Source organism: Hyunsoonleella ulvae, from assembly GCF_016827605.1.
Lineage (GTDB): Bacteria > Bacteroidota > Bacteroidia > Flavobacteriales > Flavobacteriaceae > Jejuia > Jejuia ulvae.
Window position 1 is genome coordinate 1 of record NZ_JAEPJQ010000002.1, and the last position, 23,717, is coordinate 23,717.

Annotated in this window: 27 protein-coding genes; 17 read left to right on the forward strand and 10 right to left on the reverse strand. The window is 33.1% G+C overall.

Features of this window, described 5'->3' with window-relative positions:
• The first annotated feature begins 316 nt into the window (after positions 1-316).
• The 5 genes from JS605_RS05810 to JS605_RS05830 all read left to right on the forward strand — a co-directional run bounded on the left by JS605_RS05810 (position 317) and on the right by JS605_RS05830 (position 3,543).
• Positions 317-778 carry a hypothetical protein gene (locus tag JS605_RS05810; RefSeq protein WP_203256760.1) on the forward strand — a complete coding sequence of 154 codons (462 nt, stop codon included), beginning with the start codon at positions 317-319 and terminating at the stop codon, positions 776-778.
• 131 nt (positions 779-909) lie between these two features.
• On the forward strand, positions 910-1,209 hold the full coding sequence (locus JS605_RS05815; protein ID WP_203256761.1) for a hypothetical protein: 300 nt from the start codon (positions 910-912) through the stop codon (positions 1,207-1,209).
• A gap of 1 nt (position 1,210) precedes the next feature.
• Complete coding sequence (locus JS605_RS05820) at positions 1,211-1,621, forward strand: hypothetical protein (protein ID WP_203256762.1); 411 nt, start codon at positions 1,211-1,213, stop codon at positions 1,619-1,621.
• Positions 1,622-1,818: 197 nt separating this feature from the next.
• Positions 1,819-2,733, forward strand: a complete 915-nt coding sequence (locus JS605_RS05825) for an alpha/beta fold hydrolase (RefSeq protein ID WP_317194142.1) — start codon at positions 1,819-1,821, stop codon at positions 2,731-2,733.
• Between the two features lie 60 nt (positions 2,734-2,793).
• A complete protein-coding gene (locus JS605_RS05830; protein WP_203256764.1) occupies positions 2,794-3,543 on the forward strand; it encodes a hypothetical protein in 750 nt (249 codons plus the stop codon).
• A gap of 70 nt (positions 3,544-3,613) precedes the next feature.
• Here the strand turns inward: JS605_RS05830 and JS605_RS05835 are convergent, their stop codons facing one another.
• A complete protein-coding gene (locus JS605_RS05835; RefSeq protein ID WP_203256765.1) occupies positions 3,614-4,219 on the reverse strand; it encodes a DUF1684 domain-containing protein in 606 nt (201 codons plus the stop codon).
• 281 nt (positions 4,220-4,500) lie between these two features.
• Between JS605_RS05835 and JS605_RS05840 the strand changes: the two genes are divergently transcribed.
• The 3 genes from JS605_RS05840 to JS605_RS05850 are packed head-to-tail and all read left to right on the forward strand — an operon-like array spanning position 4,501 to position 7,055.
• A complete protein-coding gene (locus JS605_RS05840) occupies positions 4,501-5,712 on the forward strand; it encodes an MDR family MFS transporter (RefSeq protein ID WP_203256766.1) in 1,212 nt (403 codons plus the stop codon).
• Complete coding sequence (locus JS605_RS05845) at positions 5,712-6,677, forward strand: YpdA family putative bacillithiol disulfide reductase (protein WP_203256767.1); 966 nt, start codon at positions 5,712-5,714, stop codon at positions 6,675-6,677. Before JS605_RS05840 ends, JS605_RS05845 begins: the two co-directional genes overlap by 1 nt.
• Before the next feature lie 3 nt (positions 6,678-6,680).
• Complete coding sequence (locus tag JS605_RS05850; RefSeq protein ID WP_203256768.1) at positions 6,681-7,055, forward strand: VOC family protein; 375 nt, start codon at positions 6,681-6,683, stop codon at positions 7,053-7,055.
• 4 nt (positions 7,056-7,059) lie between these two features.
• Here JS605_RS05850 and JS605_RS05855 read toward each other — a convergent pair whose 3' ends face one another.
• Positions 7,060-7,503, reverse strand: coding sequence for an Lrp/AsnC family transcriptional regulator (locus JS605_RS05855; RefSeq protein ID WP_203256769.1), 444 nt, complete (start codon positions 7,501-7,503; stop codon positions 7,060-7,062).
• Positions 7,504-7,587: 84 nt separating this feature from the next.
• Between JS605_RS05855 and JS605_RS05860 the strand changes: the two genes are divergently transcribed.
• A complete protein-coding gene (locus JS605_RS05860) occupies positions 7,588-8,022 on the forward strand; it encodes a hypothetical protein (RefSeq protein WP_317194128.1) in 435 nt (144 codons plus the stop codon).
• Between the two features lie 243 nt (positions 8,023-8,265).
• Complete coding sequence (locus JS605_RS05865) at positions 8,266-8,964, forward strand: DUF4328 domain-containing protein (protein WP_203256770.1); 699 nt, start codon at positions 8,266-8,268, stop codon at positions 8,962-8,964.
• A gap of 80 nt (positions 8,965-9,044) precedes the next feature.
• Here the strand turns inward: JS605_RS05865 and JS605_RS05870 are convergent, their stop codons facing one another.
• The 3 genes from JS605_RS05870 to JS605_RS05880 form a co-directional block, all read right to left on the reverse strand.
• Positions 9,045-9,506, reverse strand: a complete 462-nt coding sequence (locus JS605_RS05870) for an RES family NAD+ phosphorylase (protein ID WP_203256771.1) — start codon at positions 9,504-9,506, stop codon at positions 9,045-9,047.
• A 12-nt stretch (positions 9,507-9,518) separates the two neighbouring features.
• Entirely contained in the window at positions 9,519-10,013 is a 495-nt protein-coding gene (gene parS / locus JS605_RS05875; RefSeq protein ID WP_203256772.1) for a type II RES/Xre toxin-antitoxin system antitoxin, read from the reverse strand.
• 93 nt (positions 10,014-10,106) lie between these two features.
• Positions 10,107-13,613, reverse strand: coding sequence for a methylmalonyl-CoA mutase family protein (locus JS605_RS05880; protein ID WP_203256773.1), 3,507 nt, complete (start codon positions 13,611-13,613; stop codon positions 10,107-10,109).
• 143 nt (positions 13,614-13,756) lie between these two features.
• On the opposite strand from JS605_RS05880, the gene purU reads away from it, so the two are divergent.
• Positions 13,757-14,611, forward strand: a complete 855-nt coding sequence (gene purU / locus JS605_RS05885; RefSeq protein WP_203256774.1) for a formyltetrahydrofolate deformylase — start codon at positions 13,757-13,759, stop codon at positions 14,609-14,611.
• A 142-nt stretch (positions 14,612-14,753) separates the two neighbouring features.
• Entirely contained in the window at positions 14,754-15,851 is a 1,098-nt protein-coding gene (locus JS605_RS05890) for an OmpA family protein (RefSeq protein ID WP_203256775.1), read from the forward strand.
• 41 nt (positions 15,852-15,892) lie between these two features.
• On the opposite strand, the gene JS605_RS05895 is transcribed toward JS605_RS05890, so the two are convergent.
• On the reverse strand, positions 15,893-16,984 hold the full coding sequence (locus JS605_RS05895; RefSeq protein WP_203256776.1) for a redoxin family protein: 1,092 nt from the start codon (positions 16,982-16,984) through the stop codon (positions 15,893-15,895).
• A 290-nt stretch (positions 16,985-17,274) separates the two neighbouring features.
• Between JS605_RS05895 and JS605_RS05900 the strand changes: the two genes are divergently transcribed.
• Complete coding sequence (locus tag JS605_RS05900) at positions 17,275-17,982, forward strand: DUF4197 domain-containing protein (RefSeq protein WP_203256777.1); 708 nt, start codon at positions 17,275-17,277, stop codon at positions 17,980-17,982.
• Between the two features lie 38 nt (positions 17,983-18,020).
• Here JS605_RS05900 and JS605_RS05905 read toward each other — a convergent pair whose 3' ends face one another.
• Positions 18,021-18,521, reverse strand: a complete 501-nt coding sequence (locus JS605_RS05905) for a hypothetical protein (RefSeq protein ID WP_203256778.1) — start codon at positions 18,519-18,521, stop codon at positions 18,021-18,023.
• A 149-nt stretch (positions 18,522-18,670) separates the two neighbouring features.
• Here JS605_RS05905 and JS605_RS05910 point away from each other — a divergent pair, with 149 nt between their 5' ends.
• Positions 18,671-18,868, forward strand: a complete 198-nt coding sequence (locus JS605_RS05910; protein WP_203256779.1) for a Lacal_2735 family protein — start codon at positions 18,671-18,673, stop codon at positions 18,866-18,868.
• Positions 18,869-18,944: 76 nt separating this feature from the next.
• Positions 18,945-19,091 (forward strand): hypothetical protein, encoded by a 147-nt coding sequence (locus JS605_RS05915; RefSeq protein ID WP_203256780.1) that lies wholly within the window; start codon positions 18,945-18,947, stop codon positions 19,089-19,091.
• Here the strand turns inward: JS605_RS05915 and JS605_RS05920 are convergent.
• Positions 19,066-19,851 carry an ABC transporter substrate-binding protein gene (locus tag JS605_RS05920; RefSeq protein ID WP_203256781.1) on the reverse strand — a complete coding sequence of 262 codons (786 nt, stop codon included), beginning with the start codon at positions 19,849-19,851 and terminating at the stop codon, positions 19,066-19,068. The two genes, JS605_RS05915 and JS605_RS05920, sit on opposite strands and share 26 nt — an antisense overlap.
• A gap of 3 nt (positions 19,852-19,854) precedes the next feature.
• Positions 19,855-21,261, reverse strand: a complete 1,407-nt coding sequence (locus tag JS605_RS05925) for an MATE family efflux transporter (RefSeq protein ID WP_203256782.1) — start codon at positions 21,259-21,261, stop codon at positions 19,855-19,857.
• A gap of 195 nt (positions 21,262-21,456) precedes the next feature.
• Here JS605_RS05925 and JS605_RS05930 point away from each other — a divergent pair, with 195 nt between their 5' ends.
• Positions 21,457-22,131: an HAD family hydrolase gene (locus JS605_RS05930; protein WP_203256783.1), complete on the forward strand. Its 675-nt coding sequence runs from the start codon at positions 21,457-21,459 to the stop codon at positions 22,129-22,131.
• A gap of 1 nt (position 22,132) precedes the next feature.
• Here the strand turns inward: JS605_RS05930 and JS605_RS05935 are convergent, their stop codons facing one another.
• On the reverse strand, positions 22,133-22,594 hold the full coding sequence (locus JS605_RS05935) for an Lrp/AsnC family transcriptional regulator (protein ID WP_203256784.1): 462 nt from the start codon (positions 22,592-22,594) through the stop codon (positions 22,133-22,135).
• A 169-nt stretch (positions 22,595-22,763) separates the two neighbouring features.
• Between JS605_RS05935 and JS605_RS05940 the strand changes: the two genes are divergently transcribed.
• On the forward strand, positions 22,764-23,717 hold the full coding sequence (locus JS605_RS05940; protein ID WP_203256785.1) for an NAD-dependent epimerase/dehydratase family protein: 954 nt from the start codon (positions 22,764-22,766) through the stop codon (positions 23,715-23,717).

Sequence of the window (23,717 nt, forward strand, 5' to 3'; positions counted from 1 at the left end):
TCCAACTTCGCTTGTGTATGTCAATACCAATGTATAATTTAGGGGTAGCAGTTTGTCGTTCCATATCTCTATTTTTTTTTATCATCTTAAAGATACTCGATAGACTGCTTTTACATAGATGCTAAAATTAATTGCTTGGTACTAGCCTACTTACGAAAATCCTCGCGGATTTTCTATTCCGGTTTTATTTGCTAAGTTAGTTGCTTAAACAACGCAACTAATCTTATACGAGACCGTTACCTATAATTTCCCAAAAAAACTGCTTAATTAATTTATAAGTGAAACAAAAAATTATTCATTAAATAGAAAATAGAGAATGGAAAAATCATTTGAAGAGTACTTTAATGAGACTGATGGTCAACCTTTTAATTATAATGGAAAGAAAATTCAATTATCTCTTCACTTAAAACCAGATAATTTAAGTAAATATCGGATAGATAATTTTCAGACGAAAAGTGATTGGAAACAAGGTATAGTTGTGCGTGCATTAAAAGGAGAATTACACCATAATGGCACTAAAAATACTGCTTTTGTTTTTTGGCAAGACAATTTTAATGAACATATCGATTTTGAATATATAAATGGTGAAAAACTTATAATTTATAATGTTTGGGATACTGGAAATGGAGTAATGCAAGCTGGTCATAACGGAGCTGGTATATTTATAGAAGAAACAAATGATGGAGGATTAATTTTTAATTGTAATGATGCTTTTCCTGATGGAAGTATGAACGATTTGGTGTTTACAATAAAAAAGTTAAATAAAAACTATAGGTAACATTGTGTATAATTCATTGCTAGTAAAGGCTTACTTGCGAAAGTCCTTGCGGACTTTCTATCTGTTATTTATTTGCTAACTTTTGTGCTTGAACACGCAACGAAATCATACACTAGACCGTTACCACACATTTGAAAAAAGCAATAGTCATAACATTAACAACAATTCTGGTTTTAACATTCATAGTTTTATCAATGGGGGGTGGACACGGATTTTTTTGGCCAGCTAAAATAGTTTATCCATACTCAATGATTATAAGCGTACTGAATAATCAAATCGGAATTTTGGCAATCATTATTGCAATTGTTCAAGTTCCTATCTACGGAATTTTAATGACTAAAAAACCTAAATGGACAATCTTAATATTCGGAATTCATATCATTTCAGCAATCATCTGTCTGAATTTACCAACTGATACTTTTAGCGGATAAAATGGAAAAGGGAATTTTACAGAGTTTGCTATTTTATGGAATAGGGTTTGGAATTGCAGGAATAGCTTATGCGATTATTGGAAACCCATATATTCACGCACCAGGAATTCATCATCTGATTTTATTTTTGACATTAGTAATCGGACTAATTTGGAACTTTATAAGTATTGGAACTTTCTTTTTCAAGGCAAAGACGGAGAAATTAAAAGGAATAATAATTTCGAATAGCTTAATAATAATTAGTTGTTTTTTATATGTTGCAATTCCAATTTATTTAGAATCAAACGAAAAAACATTTATTGAATCTGACTTTGTGCGGACGGAAATTAAAGGAGATACGACTAAATTATATCACAACGATAATCTGATTTATATCAAAGTAAAAGATTCTGTGATTTTAGATTTAAGATAAACATAAAATGAATAAAAACGTGTGGTAACAATGTGTCCAATGTTCATTGCTAGTTATAGCTTACTTACGAAAGTCCTAGCGGACTTTCTATCTGTGATTTATTTGCTAACTTTCGTACTCAAACCACGCAACGAAATCATACACTAGACCGTTGGCAATAATTTAAAACTCACGTCCTGAAAGAACAATTATTTGAAATAACAACAGACGATAACGAAAGAATAGCGCTTTGGAAATTGAACCCGAAAACCAAGTCTAAAAAGCATATTTTTTTGACTCACGGAACTTTTTCTAACAGAAAAATATGTTCTGGAATTGCTTCTTATCTGACTGACCAAGGATTTACTTGTTGGTTAATGGAATGGCGAAATCACGGAGAAAGTTCAAAAGCCAAAAATAATTTTGACTTCGAGACGATTGCAAAATATGACCTTAAATCCACATTTGAATTTCTTTTCAAGGACCGAAATATTAATAGTATAGATTGTTTAGCTCATAGTGGTGGCGGAATTGCACTAACAATGTTCTTAATCAACAATCCAAATTATCAACCAAAAATTAATAGCATTACATTATTTGGAGTTCAAGCTTTCGGAGCTGGAACTGAATTTAATAATCGAATGAAAATTTTGGCGAGTAAATATTTGACAGCCTTGTTAGGAGTTGTTCCGGCTAAAACAGCTGGCTCAACTGAACATAGTGAAAGCTATTACACGATGAAACAATGGTTCAATTGGAATTTAAAACAGAACTTCATAGGAGAAAATGGATTTGACTATTTGAACGAAATGAAAAAAATAAAAATTCCGATTTTATCAATATGTGCGAGCGGAGATAATTTTATTGCACCAAAAGTCGGTTGTGAGAAATATCTAAATGCCTTTGAAAATTCAGAAAACCAATTGATTTATCTATCAAAAGAAAATGGAAATCTTGAAAATTACAATCATAGTAGAATACTAAAATCTCAAAATTCAAAGAAAGAAATCTGGCCAATTGTAACTGAATGGATAAATAAAAAAAACTATTGCCAACAATGCTATAATTCATTGCTAGTAAAGGCTTACTTACGAAAATTCCGCTGGAATTTTCTATCCGTGATTATTTGCTAACTTTAGTGCTTAAACAACGTAACGAAATCATACACTTTACCGTTGTAGCCAATTTGAGAAATGACAGAATTCCTCACAAAATATATTTTAAAGAAATGGTGGTTACCATTTTTATTGTTCATTTTGTCGTCTTTGAGTGTTTTAGTTCTAATCTCATCCTCGAATAAAATATTACTCAATATTTCGGACTATTTTTTTCTATTTACTATTATCCTATTGCTTATAGCTGGATTTTGGCAATTAAGTAAAGGAAAGTGGTATATCGGAATACTGCAATTAGGAACTTTATTTGTTGGTGTTTTATGGATAATTTTCATTGTTTCTTTTATGTCTATGTTCGGACCAGACACAGACACTTTTGCGAATAACCTGAAGCTACCTGAAAACGTAGAATTGGACAAACCAATCGACCTATTGCATGGAGATGATTTTGAATGGCTTCGACCTGAATCAACTATTCAAAGAAAAAACTTTGATTTCCAATTGTATGCTTCCTTTCAACCAGGACTTTACGAATACGATTTTTGGACTGATAAAGAAATGAATGGAATAGCTTATCTAAAAGTTTTTGAAATTACGCAAGAAGTACAACTTTCCGAATCTAGATTAACAGAACGTTCCTCAATCAGAATAGAAAACACTAATGGAGAATTAAAAAAATTTGGAACAACTGACCATTTTACAATTTATGAAGGAGATTGGGGAAAACCGTATGGAGCTAGATTTGAATTATGGTTTAAACCAAATGGTAAATCATCTGAAAAAAAGATTTTGGAAAAGAACTATGTTGTTGAGGGATGGATGAGATAAAAACTGGCTACAACAAGTTGTATAAAAATAATTGCTTGGTCTACCCTTACACGAACCACTCAAAATAGAATTACCCTTTATCAAAAGCCTTGACTCCAGCCTCTACCCTAGTTTTTAAATAATTTTCTCTAGGTACTACAGGACACGAATATTTATCGTTGTATGCACAGTATGGATTATAAGCGGTATTAAAATCAATAATCATTCTATTACCCTCAGGAATTGAAGTATCAATATAACGTCCGCCCCCATAACTTTCTAAACCATTTGTTTCATCCAGAAATGGTAAAAATAATTGGGTGTTCCTTACTTTACCCATAACCAATTCTTGATTTTGATAAATGTTAAGCATAAAAGACTTACCATTTAAAGTAAAGGTCAACTCTCCATATTTTACATAAATAGGCCTTCTTTTAGTCGTAGTTTTCATTTTAAAAGGTTCCTCATTTGGGGTACGCTTAAATGTAGCGGAAACAACATAAGAGGAATCAAACTTAAAAAAATCCAGTCCCTCAAAATGTTTTAAATCTTTCTTTTTTAAAGGAGACGTAGAGGCATCTTTATAAAAAGCGTTTAATTCTCTTTGGAATTTGGTTTCCCCTATTATAGGACGCTTTTTTTGAGCACAGGATGTGAGTATAAAAAGTATACCCATTGTTAAAACTAATCGCTTCATTTTAAAATATAATCAGACCAAAAATACAACTTAAGTTATTTTTTCCTAGTTTTGAGCTTTCAAAATAAAAAAATGCGTTACAACGTCACAATTTGTAGAAAACAATGGACCACTTCTTTAAAGAAAAGAGGACGGACTTGTTATATATTGTGATGTGATTAAATAAACGCTTACAGATATATTAAAAGTCCGACTTCATACCAGTCGGACTTTTTGTTTTTAAAAGCTTTTCAAAACAACCCAGAAAATTATATGTAGAAAAATTACAATACTTAGAACTAATGAAAACACTGTTCAACAATTATCTAAATACATTTAAAGGCTTATCAACCGAAGTATGGTGGCTCGCCCTAATCACATTAATAAATAGAGCTGGCACTATGGTAATTCCTTTCCTATCGTTGTATTTAACCGAAGATTTACACATTTCTGAAAGTAATGTAGGCACCATAATGGCATGCTTTGGTTTGGGGTCTGTAGTTGGTTCATGGCTGGGAGGGAAATTAACCGATAAAATTGGATACTACAAAGTTATGGTAAGAAGCCTAATTAGTACAGGTGTTTTATTTATTGGTTTACAATTTTTAAACACGTTTTACAGCTTGTGTTTAGGTATATTTTTAGTGATGGTTGTGGCAGATATGTTTCGTCCTGCTATGTTTGTAGCATTAAGTGCCTACAGTAAACCAGAGAACAAAACACGTAGTGTAACCCTTATTCGTTTGGCAATTAATTTAGGGTTTTCGGCAGGACCAGCAGTAGGCGGCATTATTATTACCGCAATGGGGTACGCAGGGCTATTCTGGGTAGATGGTATTACTTGCATCCTAGCAACCATTTTGCTTGTATTTGTACTTAATCCTAAAACATCTAAAGAACAAGATGAAATAAAGGTTAAGAATCCCAAACCTGCATACCAAGATAAAGCGTTTTTGCTCTTTTTAGTAGCGATGTTTTTGTTTGGTTTTATATTTCTACAATACTTTTCTACAATGCCATTGTATTATAGAGATAGACATGCTTTGAGTAAAATTGAGATAGGCTTACTCTTAGGCATGAACGGTTTTGTGATTTTTCTGTTAGAAATGCCATTGATAACTTGGTTAGAAAACAAAAGGTGGTCTAAAGTATCATTAATTCTGTTTGGCGCATTTTTAACCGCACTTAGCTTTTTGGTATTAAACTTAAGCTCTTGGACCGGCGTGCTTGTTATAGGAATGTTACTCATGACAATTGGAGAAATGATTGCTTTTCCTTTTTCTAACGCCTTTGCCTATAATCGTGCCAAGAAAGGAAATCAGGGAGAATTTATGGCCTTATACACAATATCTTTTTCATTATCCCACATATTTAGCCATAAAACAGGTATGGAAATGATAGCACATTTAGATTATGATAATACTTGGTATATCATTGCAGGAATAGGTGGTATTTGCGTATTTTTATTGTTCATTTTAAATAATTATTTACGCATTAAAAAAAGGATTGCTTAATGAAGGATGTGATTATAATTGGAGGTGGTCCTATAGGAATTGCCTGTGCACTAGAATGTAAAAAACGAAACTGGAATTATATAATTATTGAAAAGGGAGCATTAACCAACTCCCTTTTTAATTACCCTAAGAACATGACTTTTTTCTCCACATCAGAAAAACTGGAGATAGATAACATTCCTTTTATTAGCAAAAACCCTAAACCCAATAGGGATGAGGCTTTAGAATATTACCGTAGAGTTGCTACTTCTAATGCAATTAACATTAACTTATTTGAAAAGGTTGAAGCTGTTTCTAAGACAAATAATTATTTTAAAGTCCAAACAGACAAAGTAGCATACCAAACAAAGAACATCATCATAGCGACTGGATTTTACGATATACCCAATTTACTGGATGTTCCAGGTGAAAATCTGCCAAAAGTAACACATTATTACAAAGAAGCACATCCTTACGCAATGCAAAATACAGTTATAGTTGGTGCCAGTAATTCTTCTGTTGATGCAGCTTTAGAGATTTATAGAAAAGGTGGTAACGTTACTATGATTGTACGAGGAGAAAATATAGGTAAACGTGTAAAATACTGGGTACGCCCAGATATTATCAATCGTATTGAAGAAGGAAGCATTAACGCCCACTTTAATGCTGAAATTTTAGAAATTACAGAACGGGAAGTCATATTTAAATCGTCTCAAGGTGTGCAACATATTCCTAACGATTTTGTTATTGCACTTACTGGCTATAAACCCAATTTTGATTTGTTAAACCAAATAGGTATTACGCAAACCAATGATGAAAAACACTTACCAAAATATAACCCTGAAACCATGGAAACCAATATTAAGGGCGTGTATTTGGCAGGTGTTATTTGTGGAGGAATGGAAACCCATAAATGGTTTATAGAAAATAGTAGGATACATGCTAAACAAATTGCAGCCCATATGCAAACATCTTTTACCAGTTAAGTTATGGATCTAAATCAAATCACAATCCCATCTTTAGATGTAGAAAGTGCCATAGGTTTTTATGAAACTTTAGGTTTAAAGCTTATAGTAAAGGCCTTGCCAAAATACGTACGTTTTGAATGTCCTGATGGTAATAGCACCTTCTCTATCCATCATGTAGAGGAACTTCCAAAAGGAAATAAAATTACTATTTATTTTGAGGACGATCATCTAGATAATTTAGTAAGCCAACTTCAAGTAAAAGGTATTGTATTTGATAGCTTACCCGAAGATAAACCATGGCTTTGGAGAGAAGCACATTTAAAAGATATGGACGGAAACAACATTATACTTTACAACGCAGGGCAGCATAGAAAAAACCCGCCTTGGCGCATTTAAAACGTTATTTTACTGGAATTAATTCTTTATGTTTCACTACTCGAGAAAGCACAATTTGTGTTTTAGACTCACCATAGATAATTAAATTATCAATAAACGCCTCTAAATGCTTATTATCTTTTAAAACTACCTCCATCACAATATTTTCATCTCCAGTGATACGATAACAGTTCACTACTTCATCAAAAGATTTTACTTTTTCTAAAAAAGGTTTTAGTTTTCCCATAAATGCACGCAGGGTTATGATAGCCTTAAGTTGGTACCCAATTTCAAAAGGAGAAACCATGGCCTTATACCCTTCTATAATTCCCATATCTTCCATTTTTTTGATACGCTCAGAAACTGCAGGAGAACTTATACCTACCTGACGTCCAATTTCGGCGTTAGATTGCCTTGCATTAACCTGTAAACAGTTCAAAATCTTCTTATTAAGCTTATCTATTTGCATTTAAAGATATTTAATTGATAAAACATTAAATCTAAAGCAAAAATACAATTTTACTTTAAATATTAAAGTTATAAATAAATTCTAGTGACTAATTTTGATGTAATTGCTAATGAAAAATTAATTGAGATGCACAATACCCCAGTAAATCTATCGGAATTACCGATTTATAAAAAAGCTATCGAGATTTTTGCATTATCTCAAAGTATTTCTTCTTATTTAAATGATGATCTTTCTGCTCTTAAAGAAGATGGCTCTGAAGATACTAATATTTATTTTTCAGGTGATATTGTACAACAATCCATTTCCCTAGCTCCAGAAATTGCCAATGTTGAACGTGAGCGTTATTCAGAAAGAAAACACCGCCATTTAGCTTCATTAAGAAGACTAACCAATATGCTTTATAAAAACTCTTATCGCCTAGAGAAAAGTAATAGCAATGGCAAAGATTTTCTCCCTGTATTACGTCGTGAACTAAAGAAATTTAAAAAATTGCAACATAATTGGATGTTGACACTATAATTAGTTTTTTCAGATTTTTATTGATTAGATTTTTTTACCGCCCATTACTTCTCATAGTCAAACCTTACACAAAATCATTCATTTTGGTATAATTCTATTGTTATTATCTCCCGACCTAAATATTAGATATAAAGGTTGTCTACAGACAAAATAATGCTCTTAAACGAATAAAGAAAGTTATTCTAAAAGTTGCATTAAAATATAAATACATTTGTTTCGGTCACACTAATCTAAAATCTTATAATGGATATTAAAGACAATACCTTAAGAGGAAAACAAATACTTGTAATGTTTGTGATACTAGCTGTAATTGATATTTTATCAGCTGCATTTAATTTTTATCAGAATAGTGTTCTATCAGATTACACAGATGGAGCATATGATGACGATTTTATAGAACTGCTAGATGTTGTGAGTATGATTATAGGCATTATTTACTTCTTGAGCTTTGTTCTAACGGTTATATTTTTTATAAGATGGTTTAGACGAGCTTATGGTAATTTAATTAGACTAAATATTAATATGGAATATGAAGAAAGTGGAGCTGTATGGGGTTACTTTATTCCTTTTGTTAATTGGGTAAGACCTATTAAAACAATGAAAGAAATATATATAAAACTTCAAGACACCTTGAAGAACTATGATTCCAGTTTTTTTGTTAATAAAGAAACCTCATTCATTGTCGTATGGTGGTTGGTTTATATTTTTAATGGTTTGGTTGGTAATTATGCTTCTAGAGTTATGAATAGAGCTACCGATATAGATAGCTTCATACAAGCAAATAATATCTACATATTTTCAGATTTATTTGATATAGTCGCAATCACATTAGCCATTATGGTTGTCATGAAAATTTCAAAACTCGAATTATTACTTAAAAATTCTGATACTTCATTATCAGTAATTGATCAAATTGGAGCTATTCCTATTGATATTGAATAAGTAAACTACGACACATCTAGCAAAATATCTTTATAAGTACTTCGATTGTACAATCTATAAATATAACTCTATTTACGAGGCTACCTCTCGAGTAACCTAGCATCTAAATTCAATTTATAGGGCTTGGATATTGTAATAGATATAAAATCAATGTGTTTTGGATTCAATAATATATTAAATTCACTAGGTAAAACGGCTGAAGGCACCTGTAATGCAAGGTTCTTTGTAGACTCCAACCAATCAGTACCATAGTTTTGTGTTAACACCAATGGCGGATTATGTCTCCAATCTTGTTTAAGAATAGTTGATGGCACTTTAGCTAATTTTATACTATCAGGCAAATCAATTTCAATATATCTAAATGTGTTATTGATAAACCTATAGTCTAAGTGTACAAGCAATTCAAGAACACTCAATGAGAGATTACTAGAAAAGTAAAGCATGCTATATCCAGGTTTATTCCATCTTCCCCCATACAACCTAGCGCCTTCACCGCTTAAATCTGAAATATATTTCTCTTTAGCTATTCTAAAAATTTTCAATACCCAAAAATATTAAGAATAAATACCATGCTCGATACGCCCCAAAGTATCTTTTACAAGTGCCACACCAAATGTAGTATCAAGATACTCTATGGGCTTTTTGTAATTAAGGTGGCGAAGTTCTAAGTGCAACCATTTTGTAAACATATCTATGGAACCAAATACTTCAATGCCCATGGAAATAACATCGGCTATTTCTAAAATTTGCTCTGTAGGGTAGACATTAAGCAAATCAGTATCGCTTTTACGTTGCAAAGTGCGATGCGACACATGTAATAGCTGACTCATTTTTTCCATAGAAATAGATAAAATAGTACTTATAGTTTGTATAACAGATTTTGGAAGCCCTTTTCTAGTTATCTCTATAAGATCCATATCACTATTGATGTTATACCCTACTGCTATGCTACCTCCTAAAACACTTGTAATACGTTGGTATTTATTTTGAAGCCCATAAAATGCCTGGGGCTCTTTAATAATATTTTTTATATGCTGCTGATTTTTCATAAAAACGACATTTGTCACAAATATAACACTTTATGTCGTATATTGCAGCTTTTTCAGTATTATTTAATCATTTAAAATGTTTTTAATGATATGTTACATATTTCTACGATACTGCCCTCCTACTTCAAATAATGCATTTGTAATCTGTCCTAGGGAACAAACTTTACATACTTCCATAAGTATTTCAAAAATATTTTCATTGAGAATTGCTGCCTCTTGAAGCTTCTTTAAAACACCTCTTGTATTATTGGCTTCATGAAGTTGTTTTAAGGTTTTTATTTGTAGCTGTTTTTCCTCTTCCGTTGCCCTTATCACTTCATTAGGTAAAATAGTTGGGGAACCCTTACTGCTTAAAAATGTATTTACACCAATAATTGGAAACTTCCCATTATGCTTTAACGTTTCATAATACAAGCTTTCTTCTTGAATTTTGCCACGCTGATACATGGTTTCCATGGCCCCCAAAACCCCTCCTCGTTCTGTAATCCTATCAAACTCAATCAACACAGCTTCCTCTACCAAATTGGTTAGCTCCTCAATAATAAAAGCACCTTGAATGGGGTTTTCATTTTTTGCTAAACCCAACTCTTTGTTGATAATGAGTTGAATAGCCATGGCACGGCGCACCGATTCTTCAGTAGGTGTTGTAATGGCTTCATCATAAGCATTAGTGTGTAATGAGTTACAGTTATCATAAATAGCATATAGCGCTTGAAGCGTAGTTCTTATATCATTAAAATCAATTTCTTGGGCATGCAGGCTTCTACCTGAGGTTTGAATATGATATTTCAACATTTGTGCCCTAGGATTAGCACCGTATTTCTCTTTCATAGCTTTGGCCCATATTCTTCTCGCGACACGACCTATTACAGCATATTCGGGATCTATACCATTAGAAAAAAAGAAAGATAAATTTGGCCCGAATTTGTTAATATCCATACCCCTACTTAAATAATACTCTACATAAGTAAAACCATTGGATAAGGTTAGTGCCAATTGAGTGATAGGATTAGCACCTGCTTCTGCAATATGATATCCTGAAATCGAAACAGAATAAAAGTTTCTAATGTTATGCTCTATAAAATATTCCTGCACATCTCCCATGAGTCGCAGTGCAAATTCTGTAGAAAATATACAGGTGTTTTGTGCCTGGTCTTCTTTTAATATGTCTGCCTGTACTGTACCTCTTACTTGCGAAATGGTTTTCTTTTTTATGTCCAAATAAACGCTTTTTGGTAAAACTTGATCTCCTGTTACCCCTAGAAGCATTAACCCCAAACCATCATTTCCCTTGGGCAATTTGCCATGATACCTTGGACGTTCTTTTCCTTGATATAACTTTTCAATTTTTGCTTCTACTTCATCTTGAAGATTATTTGCCTTGATGTAGATTTCACATTGTTGATCAATGGCAGCATTCATAAAAAAACCTAACAACATGGGAGCGGGACCATTAATAGTCATACTTACTGACGTTGAGGGATCTGCTAAATTAAACCCAGAATACAGCTTTTTGGCATCATCTAAACAACATATGGAAACCCCAGCATTACCAATTTTACCATAAATATCGGGACGGTTATCAGGATCATTACCGTACAAGGTTACACTATCAAAAGCGGTTGACAGGCGTTTGGCCGGCATACCTGCACTTACATAATGAAAACGTTTATTTGTACGTTCTGGCCCTCCCTCACCCGCAAACATTCGTGCAGGATCTTCTCCCGTTCGCTTAAATGGGTATAAACCCGCAGTATATGGAAACTCCCCTGGAACATTTTCTTGTAAGCTCCATTTTAAGATATCTCCCCATGCTTCATACTTTGGTAGTGCTACTTTGGGAATCTGTGTATGGGATAACGACTGGGTATGCGTTTCAATTTTTATGTCTTTATCCCTAACTTTAAATGTATACACCGGGTTTTTGTAACTATTTACCTTATTATTCCATTCCAAAATAATATCCCAATTATATGGCCTCAAATTCATTTTAATCCTATCAAACTCCTTTAACAACAGTTCTAAAAAACCTTTCTTATTTTGCGCAACCTGTTTTAAGAGTGTTTTAGAATTTAATCCTAAACTATGTAAATAAGACTGTTTTTGTGGTTTAGGAATATTAGCAACTGAGCATATAGTTTCATATATACCGTAAAGAGTTTGGGCTATCTCAGATTGCTCACTTTCGGTCTTATTATAAGTTCTATTGAGTTCGGAGATTTCTGATAAATATCGATTTCGAGAAGGGGGAATCACAAATAGTTTTTTTTCCTCCTCTTTAGAAATAGTAAAATTTGATTTTAAATCAGCACCTGCTTTTTCAACCAAAGTATCCATAACCGTTCTGTATAGCTTATGCATTCCAAAATCATTGAACTGTGATGCAATTGTACCATAAACCGGTAATTCCTCGTCGGGCATATCCCATAGATTGTGGTTACGCTTGTACTGCTTTTTTACATCACGCAATGCATCTAGCGCACCACGTTTATCAAATTTATTTACAGCAACTAAATCAGCAAAATCCAACATATCTATTTTCTCTAATTGAGTTGCTGCACCAAATTCTGGTGTCATCACATATAAAGACACATCAGAATGTTCAATAATCTCAGTATCACTCTGCCCTATACCAGAAGTTTCTAATATAATGAGATCGTATGCTGCAGCTTTCAGTACTTCTATAGCATCATTAACATGGGCAGACAGTGCCAAATTAGATTGGCGCGTAGCCAAACTACGCATATAAACTCTAGGATTATTTATTGCATTCATTCTAATTCTATCCCCTAGTAGGGCGCCTCCGGTTCTTCGTTTAGATGGGTCCACCGAAATAATACCAATTGTTTTTTCTGGGAAATCCATTAAAAAACGCCGTACAAGCTCATCCACCAAACTTGATTTCCCCGCACCTCCTGTGCCCGTTACACCTAGTACAACACCGCTTGAACGCTGAATAGAGGAGCTTTCAATCGAATTATTAAAAAAGTTTTTAAATCTTTTGTTATCATTTTCAGCCAGCGTAATTAATCTAGCTATTACTTTCGCATCCTTGCTTCTTAACAACCCAGATACATCCTGGGCTTTCGTGTGCAATAGCCAAGAAACATCCAAATTATTTACAAATGTTATTTCTGTTTTTTCTCTTTTAGAAATATTGAGAGGGGTATCGGTTTTTTCCACCAAATCATTAACCATACCCTGTAACCCCATTTGCCTACCATCATCAGGCGAGTAGATTCTAGCAACCCCATAAGCCATCAAATCTTTTATTTCTGATGGTAAAATAACGCCGCCACCTCCGCCAAAAATCTTTATATGCCCTGCCCCAAGCTCAACCAACAAATCGAACATGAATTTAAAATACTCGTTATGTCCGCCTTGATAAGACGTTAAACAAATAGCATGTGCATCCTCTTGAATGGCAGTATTTACAACTTCTTTAACGCTTCTGTCATGGCCTAAATGAATCACTTCTACCCCTGTAGCTTGAATAATACGCCTCATAATATTTATGGAGGCATCATGTCCATCAAAAAGGGAAGCAGCGGTAACAATCCTTATTTTATGTTTTGGCTTGTATGGTGTTTGTTGATTCATTAATAAAAAATAATTAGTTTACGGACTGCAATTTACGAATAATTCAAAAAAATATTCAATTTTTAAATTATTTTGCAAAATTTAAAAGATAAGATACCTCAAAATAGTTTTTATTTATTTTTGAAGCGTTAAAAGATAGCCTCATGAAGAAAATTACCATCTTAATTCATTGTAAAGATCGCCAAAACATTATTGCAACGGTTACCAATTTTATAGCTAAAAAAGGTGGCAATATTGTGTATTTAGATCAACATGTTGATAGACAACAAGATATTTTCTTTATGAGACTAGAAAGTGAGTTTATAGATGACAATTTTTCTACAGATGTCTTTAAAGATTGTTTTAAAACTGAATTGGCAGACAAACTCCAGATGAAATGGCGTATATATTCTTCAGAGAAAAAGCCAAAAATGGCACTCTTCGTATCTAAATACGACCACTGTCTGTATGATATATTAGGACGTTACAATTCGGGAGAGCTCAACCTTGAAATACCATTTATAGTAAGTAATCATATCGATTTAAAGCCAATAGCAGATAGTTTTAAAATTCCATACTATCATATCCCCGTAACTAAAGATACAAAAGCTGAAGCTGAACTTGAACAGCTAAAACTATTACAAACACACAATATTGATTTTATAGTATTGGCTAGGTATATGCAAATAGTATCACCTGAGTTAATTGATAGGTATACCAATAAGATAATTAACATCCATCATTCATTTTTACCTGCATTTGTTGGAGCCAAACCTTATCACTCTGCTTACAAACGTGGTGTAAAAATTATAGGTGCCACAAGTCACTATATAACTGAAGAATTAGATGCTGGTCCTATTATAGAACAGGACGTCGCAAGAGTAACACATGCCTACACTATTAAAGACTTAATTGCCAAGGGGCGAGACCTAGAAAAAATAGTTTTAGCTAACGCAATTAAACTTCATTCAGAAAGAAAAGTAATGGTTTATAACAATAAAACTGTTATTTTTTCTTAATCCATAATCATCTAAAAATCAAATACTTAAATTTTTAAAATTAACATGTGTTAAAATTAACATATGTTAACTGTGACTTGTTTAAAAACTTGGTGTCGTAATTATTGAATAGAAAAAACCATTAACTAATTTCTTAATTTTTATGAAATCAAATTTTATTTTATGCCTAACTTTTTTATTAGGCTTCGGAATGTCCCAAGCACAAAACTTACCTGCAAACCCAGATCCAGGGAAGTGTTATGTAAAATGTATTACAAAAGATGAATTTAAAACTGTAGAGGAAACTATCCAAACGTATCCAGCGTATACGAAATTAGAAGTTGTACCTGCTACCTACAGAACGGTGGAAGAACGTGTACTTGTTAAAGAAGCTTCTAAAAAGTTTGTTTATGTTCCTGCTACTTATGAAACTATTGAAGTACCTTATGTAAGTAAAGAGGGAAGAACAGATTTAAACATTATTCCTGCAAGTTTTGGATCAGATTCTAGAACTTTTGAAACTTACCCTAAAACTTCTGGTTGGGAGTACAGAGAAACTGCTTGTGATTCTCCTAACAAAGAAGATTGTATGGTAGCATGTTTTGTTGAATATCCAGCTCAATTTAGAGATGTAAGTTTTACTACATTATCTAATGATGCTAGCACAAGCAATATTCCTGTGCCAGAGAGAGGAGCTACTTACAAAAAACGTGTTATTAAAACTCCTGCAAGAATGGATGAGATTGAAATTCCTGCGGAGTACAAAACTATTAAACGTCAAGTATTAGCTACGCCCGCTACAACAAGAAGCGTAACTGTGCCTGCGCAATCTAAAACTGTTACAAGAACTGTTTTAGCTAAAAAAGGAGGTTTAACTACTTGGGAAGAAGTAGACTGTGGATTGTTAAACGCTAATGTATTACCAATTTTTTACGAATTAGGTAGCGCTCGTATCACGCCTGCTTCTAAAAAGATTATTGATGAAACTTTACTACCACTATTAAATAGCAAGCCTGTAAGTATTGAATTAATGTCTCATACAGATTCTAGAGGTAACGACGATTTCAACATGTCTTTATCTCAACAACGTGCAAACTCGGTAGTTAACTACTTAGTGTCTAAAGGTATCTCTAGAAGTAGATTAACTGCAAAAGGATACGGAGAATCTAGATTGGTAAACCGTTGTTCTAATGGTGTAGACTGTTCTGAAGCAGAACACAGAAAAAACAGAAGAACCGAATTTAGAGTGATTGGAAACTAACTAATTTTAATAGTTTCAATTAACACAGAAGAAGACGCCCATTAAGGCGTCTTTTTTGATATTATATAGTTTTTATATTCTCCAATTCTCTTTTCCACCCTAATACCGTATATATCATTAAGACTTGCAGCCATCAAATCAAAGTATTTGTAGTGTATCTCCCAATCGTGTAACCCTTCGGCAAGTTTACTATTATTTGTTACGATTGGCATATTTAACAAATTTGAAATTTGATAGTTGACTTGATTTAAAGAGACATTATCTGCTTTAATATCAGAATCTCCAATTAGAAAGTTTGGTGTGTCATTTCCCCAATCTATTTGATGAACATCCCAAAAATTAGAATTTTGGATATCAAAAAACAAAACCTCCCCATTAACAATGGTTTCGTTCTGAGACAGCTTTAAATACTGTAATATCTCTTTGGTTTTATTCTGAAAAGCCTCAGTATTATATTTAAATCTGGTACGATAGCATGTTTGCAAACCCTCCCCTTTAATTTGGCCTAGATAAACACTATTGGTATACGCCAAAATAGCTTTTAAGCTTCCTGTAAGTTCTAGAAAATTTAACTTTTTATCAACTCGCAAAGGGGTAGTTGCTTCTTTTAAACTAATAATATCAAAATCTCCTTTAAAAGTTTTAGATTTTGTAACGGCTGCAGGTTTAAAGGATTGTAATTGATACATCTTATCTACGCTTACCGTTTTTTTATTAGTACTTAAAAATCCATCTAAATGATACGATTTAAACTCGGCTGGATGCCCTTCCCAAAGCCTCTCCCCTTTAGCGTTAAACAAAATACCATAAGGCAAACTCGCAATATTAAATTTAGAAAACGTTTCGCCATTATAATCAATCGCAACAGCCAACTCCAAGGCATGCTTCTTCATAAATCGCTTTACAATATCAGGATTTTCCTGACTTAAAGACATAATATGAAACCTGTTAGGGTATTGACGCTGCAAAGACGTTAAATACTTTGATGCATGTATACATGGTCCACACCAAGTTGCCCAAAAATCCACAAAATACAATGAGTTATCATCATTCTTGGTCAATAAAGATTTTTGGATATTCTCAGAAATTTTTATTTGCCCGAAAGAAAACAACGGGAAAACAAACAAAAGCATTAAAGGCAAATACCTTTTTATTTTAGATTTCAAATACATTATAATAAGTTTCTATAACAGTAATAACAAGTATTATGCTAGAATTGTATTTGGTTGGAATTATTTGCAAAATATAAAAATTTTTGGAACCCTGTGACTTTTTAAAAGGTAATGTGTCTTAAAAGTAAGTTTAGAAATCTGGTTGATTGAGGGATTAATCTGGTTGAAATATAAAAGACATTTAAATAGTAATATTTGAATGTCTTATTTTTTTTAGTATTCACTATTTTTGAAAATAAAACCCAAATATCATGATACGTAAAATATTTTCTGTTTTTTTCATTTTCAATCTTGTTGCTTGCGCTGAACTACAAGGTGTTATAGACCAACTGCCCCAAGGTGGTGTTGTAACTAATACCGAAATTGCTTCTGGACTGCGTCAAGCCCTAGATTTTGGAATAGACAAACAAGTTACCAAACTCACACAAAAAGATGGCTTTTTTAAAAATGAACTTGTTAAAATCCTACTTCCTGAAGAATTAAGAAAGGTTGATAAAGCATTGCGAGATATAGGTTTAAGCAAACTAGCTGACGAAGGCCTAAAAGTATTGAACAGAGCAGCTGAGGATGCTGTAAAGGAGGCTACCCCTATTTTTATAAATGCCGTAAAAGGAATCACATTTACAGATGCCAAAAACATTTTATTAGGTAACGATGATGCTGCTACACAATATTTAACTTCTAAAACACAATCTGCACTTTACACTAAGTTTAATCCAGTAATTAAAAATTCATTTTCTAAAGTTGGTGCCGATGACATTTGGAATAATTTAATTAACAAATACAATACTTTACCTTTTACCAATGACGTAAACCCTGATTTGACCGATTATGTTACCAACGAAGCACTTAAAGGCGTTTATACCATGATAGCTGTAGAAGAAAAAGAGATACGAAACAAGATAAATTCAAGAACTACAGACTTGCTAAAACGTGTATTTGCGTTGCAAGACCAATAAAATACCCGCAAGAGAAATAGCCAAACCGGATAATTAATTTATTCGGTTTTTTTATACAAGCCATCAAAAACTACGGTAACCTCTTCATCATTTACAATAGTTTCCCAATATTGACGAACGGTACCATCCTCATTTAAAGTCCAGGTTACTTTATGGTAATAAGGTTTGCCTTCTTTATTTTTCTCGATATCCGTCTTCAAAATCATTTTATTATTAAAACGGTGCCCCTTTAAATGTAAACTCCCGCCATGGTTATCTACCCAAATTTGCTCCCAATGTTTTTTTGCATAATTATAGAAATTAGTGCTGGTACCTGTAAAACCACCTTTGGCACCGGTCCAGTTCTCCCTTAAAATACAATTGTCTTGAATTTTGTCAATAATATTCGTTCCCGCCAGCGAACCATCAGGTTTGGTAACCGTCCAAGTACCTATCCAAAAATCAAATTCTGAATGTTTTTCGGTGCAGCAGTTGCATTTTTTTTCTTGAGCATTAAGCGTTAGGGAAAAGATGGTAAAGCAAAAAATAAAAATGCGCATAACTTACTGTTTTTCAAATTAATTCACTAAATTTAAAGAAGTTTAAGCATTAATTGTATACGCATTAACATAACATTACCAATTAGAGAGAATGTATTACTCTAATATAACTTTATATCATTACATACCATCTCTCAAAACACTTCGACATGAAAAACATGAGGTCCATTGAGCAACATCAGGTTGAGCTGACTAAAGAGTATAAGGCACTTATTGAAAGAGCTTATAACCTAAGGCATACTGATGCGCCTTTGAGTGATTTTTCCGAGTACAAGGCCATCAAGCTTCTTAACAAGATAAATAAACTCAACTATCTTCATAGAGAATATCAGCAAACGGCTGTATAAAGTTTAGCGTTTCTTTAACGTTCCCATCACATCCAAATCATAAATAAACTCGTAATTTATTTAAAACAAGTTTATTATGAGTCCACATTTTTGTAAAGTCGGAAAAATTAAACCAGACGCTAGCAAATTTGTTAGCATTAAAGAATTAGAAAGAAGAATTAAAAACTTTGTAGATGATATCAGCAAGGTAGAATTTTCTAAAGATGTTCATGGAGCGATTTAAAGTAAGTAAACGCCTTAGCTAATCGCGAACCATACCAAGAAAACATTTCTCCATCAACCAATAGTATTTTTGCTTTTGGATAGAATCTCTTTAGCTCTTGCCTATGCCTCTCTTTAAAAGGAAAAGGTTCACTTGAAAGTAATACCAATTCTACATCTTCATTTCTATTTAATGTAATCTCGGGATAACGTGCTTTATGCATAATGTTATCAAACTTATTAAGCTGCATTAAGAAATCAATAAATGTATTCTTACCAGCCAACATCCATGGTAATCTCCAGATAAAGTAAGCCGTTTTAAAAGGTCGCTTAGTTTTCATATAGTTCTGAAAAATATCGGCTTCACGACTTATCGTTTCAATAAGTTTACGTGCATAAATATCTTTGTCAAATATCTTACCGTATTGCTTTATCAGTGCTAAGCTGTCATTTAACGTAAATATATCTGATACATGAACAGGAGCTATACCCTCACAAGCTTCTACTAGAGCCTTAGTATTTTCCTCCTTGTTGCATAAAATAATGTCTGGTCGCAACTCTTTTATTTTTTCAATATGAACATGCTTTGTACCACCAACAATTGTCGCCTTAGATTTTACAGACAGTGGATGAACACAAAACTTAGTAACGCCTACCAAATTATCCTCCAAGCCTAAATCACATAACAATTCGGTTTGGCTGGGCACTAAAGAAACAATCCGTTTTGGAATGGCATCAAAACGAATTGTCCTTTGTAATTGATCAATAACTTCAATAGCCATATACTAAACTTTAACTTTTTTCCATTTGCCCTTTTTAAACCAAATGATAGCAATAACAGCTATGAGTATTTCTGCCATAGTAATAGCCCAGAATACGCCCTGAGGCCCAAAATTTAAAGTGATGGCCATAACGTAGGCAAAGGGCAATTGCAACAACCAAAAACAGAAAAAGTTAATATATGTAGGTGTCTTTGTATCTCCAGCTCCATTAAATGCATTTACAACCACCATACCATACGCATAAAAAATGTAACCTGCAGCCAAAACACGAAGACACAAACTACCGTATTTTACAACATCAGATGTTTGATTAAATAGTATAATAATGTGTGGTGCAAACACCAAATACACAATAGATACAAACCCCATAAAAATTGCACAATACTTCCCTGTTTTCCAAACAGATTGTTCTGCCCTATCTGGCTTTTCGGCCCCTAAGTTTTGCCCCACTAAAGTTGCTGCAGCATTGCTCATTCCCCATGCTGGCATTAAGGTAAACATCATTACCCGTATAGCTATCGTGTAACCTGCCAATACTTCACTACCAAATTCGCTCATTATTCTCATTAAGAATACCCAAGAAGACGTACCAATTAAAAACTGACCAATGCCTCCCAAGGATACTTTTATTAGGTTAAGCATTACACCTATTTGCAACACTAAATCCTTCACACCAACTTTTATTTTACTAAACCCAAAGAATAAAACCGCCAACTGAAAAATAACAGCGGTTCCCCTTCCAATAGTAGTAGCAATTGCAGCACCTTCTACTCCATAAGCAGGAACTGGCCCCAATCCAAAAATAAAAATAGGGTCTAAGATGATATTTAAACCATTGGATAAAACCAAAGTCCACATTGCTATAGACGCATTTCCCGCACCCCGGAAAATAGCATTGATTAAAAACAATAGCATGATTGTAACATTACCACCCAATAGAATTTTGGTATAACCATAACCCTCTTCTATTAAATCTGGTTCGCCACCCATTAAGCTTAAAATATCTTTAGGATAAAGTATACCAATAACACTAATGATAATGGCGATAGCTATTCCCAGAAAAATAACCTGAACCGCTGCACTAGAAGCTCCTTGTATATCCTTTTCCCCCACTCTACGGGCTACAATAGCCGTAGCCGCCATACTTAAACCTATAGCAACTGCGTAAACCAAAGTAATTACAGATTCTGTTAAACCAATAGTGGCAACAGCATTTACACTAACTTGAGATACAAACATGATATCCACTAAAGCAAAAATGGATTCCATAAGCATCTCTAGTATCATGGGAATAGAGAGCATAAAAACAGCTCTTCTAATACTTCCAGAAGTAAACTCTTGCTCTTTACCTGTAATGGCAATTTTTAAATAGTTTAGAAATTGTTTAATAGTAATTTTTTGTGATTGCATTGTAATAATATTATAATAGAAATTTACCAAACACATCATAGTATTTGGTATCACTTGTTCGAGAGAACCTCGATAGATCCTGAAGTGGGCTTATACAATCATAACAACAAAGGTGTAGAATTAATTTTAATTTACAAAATCATTTTCTCTAGGTGGTTAGTTAAGGTTAATATATATTAGCAAAAAAGAAATTGAATGCTTAAAGCTGTAATTTTTGATATGGATGGTGTCATAATAGATAGTGAACCCATGCACCGTAAAGCCTATCATGATATGTTTAAAGACATTGGGATAGATGTTTCAACTGAATTATATGAATCCTTTACAGGACAATCCACAATAAATATATGTAAAAAACTGTGTGATTATTTTAATCTAAATGAAAGTCCTGAAGCTCTAGTGGCCCTAAAACGTAAGCATTACAAACAGTTTTTTGATACTGATTCTGATTTAGATTTAATTGATGGTGTTTTAGATTTAATAAAGAATTATCATAACAATGGATTAACGTTAGTACTAGGGTCTTCAGCATCAATGAGTGGTATAAACATGATATTTAACCGTTTTGATTTAAACCAATACTTTAAGGCTAAATTAAGTGGTGCAGACTTAAAACAATCTAAACCCCATCCAGAAATATTTGTAAAAGCTGCTGAAGCTTCGGGGTTTGATGCCACAGAATGTATGGTTATTGAAGACTCCACCAATGGTATTCAAGCTGCAAAATCTGCTGGAATTTATTGCGTTGGCTATGATAGTTTTCATTCTAAAAACCAAGATTACTCCAATGCTGATAAAGTTATATCAGACTTTAAAGCTATCTATTTTGAAAAAATCGTAGAAGATTTTAAAAACGTGACTGCCAAATAAGTTAAAAGTGATATTCTGTAGTAGCCTTTATTTCCTTTAAAACAAAATAGCTTTCTAAAACACCAATATTATTAATCTTAGAAAGTTTTAGTCTTACAAATTCATGGTACTCCTCAAGGCTTCTTAAATTTATCTTTAGAAAGAAATCCACTTTACCAGCCATGTGGTAACATTCCTGCACTTCTGGCAGTGCTTTTATTTGTCTATCAAACTTATCAATAAATCCTTCATCATGATAACGTAAGGACACCATACAAATAGCTGTTATGGGACAATCTATTAGTTTTTTGTTAATTAAAGCAACATACTTTTTAATGTATCCCTTTTTCTCTAAACGCCTGATACGCTCATAAACAGGAGATGCTGTTAAATGGAGTTGTTTAGCTATATCCTTAGTGGTTTTCTTGGAATCTTGCTGAAGAATACGCAATATATCAAGATCTATATCATCTAATCGTTCCATAGGCAGTAAAAATTACTTCTAATTCATTAAAACCGTTATTTAAAAAGTAAAAATACACTTAACACACAACAAACACAGAACAAAGTACTTAAATAATTACAATTAACAGAATTTTTAATCAAAATAATACACTTATACGTAATTTAGTACTACTTAGAATTTTAATATAATGAGAGAGCATATTCTAATTACTGGAGCTAATGGCCAACTAGGATCTGTATTAACAAAAGCCCTTCAAGCAAAGTATGGTATTTCAAATGTTATCGCTACAGACATTAAGTTCAATGCAGGTTTTAAAGGTAATTTTGAGTTTTTAGATGCTACGGATTTCAGCAGCATCAACAATCTTATAAACGAATATAATATTACCCAAATATATCACATGGCAGCTATTTTGTCTGCAAAAGGGGAACAACATCCGCTAAGAACATGGGAAATCAACAACAAGACATTTCTAAATGTTTTAGAAGCTGCAAGATTAAGCAACGTTAATAAGGTGTTCTATCCAAGCTCTATTGCGGTATACGGTAAAAATGCACCTAAAAACAATACACCACAAGACTTTTTTCTTATACCCACCACTGTTTATGGCATGAGCAAAGCTTCGGGAGAGCATTGGGCTAATTACTATTTTTTAAAGTATGGATTAGATGTGCGATCGCTACGATATCCTGGTGTTATAGGGCACCAAACCTCTCCTGGTGGGGGCACTACAGATTATGCCGTTGATGCTTACCATTATGCCGTTAAGCATGAAATTTATACTTGTTTTTTAAATCAACAGGCAAGTCTACCAATGATTTATATGGATGATGCCATTAGAGCTACTATTGAATTAATGGAAGCCCCATGTAACACTATTAAAAGCAGAACATCCTATAACATTGCCAGCATGAGTTTTAATCCTGAAGAATTAAAAGCCGCCATATCACAACAATTCCCTAATTTTAAAATGGTTTACAAACCAGATTTTAGACAAGATATAGCAGACTCATGGCCGAATAGTATAGACGACACAGAAGCTAGAGCAGATTGGGGTTGGTTACCAAATTTTAATTTGGAATCTATGACCATAGACATGATTAAGCACTTAAAAACAAAATACAAAACAGAAAACGCATAA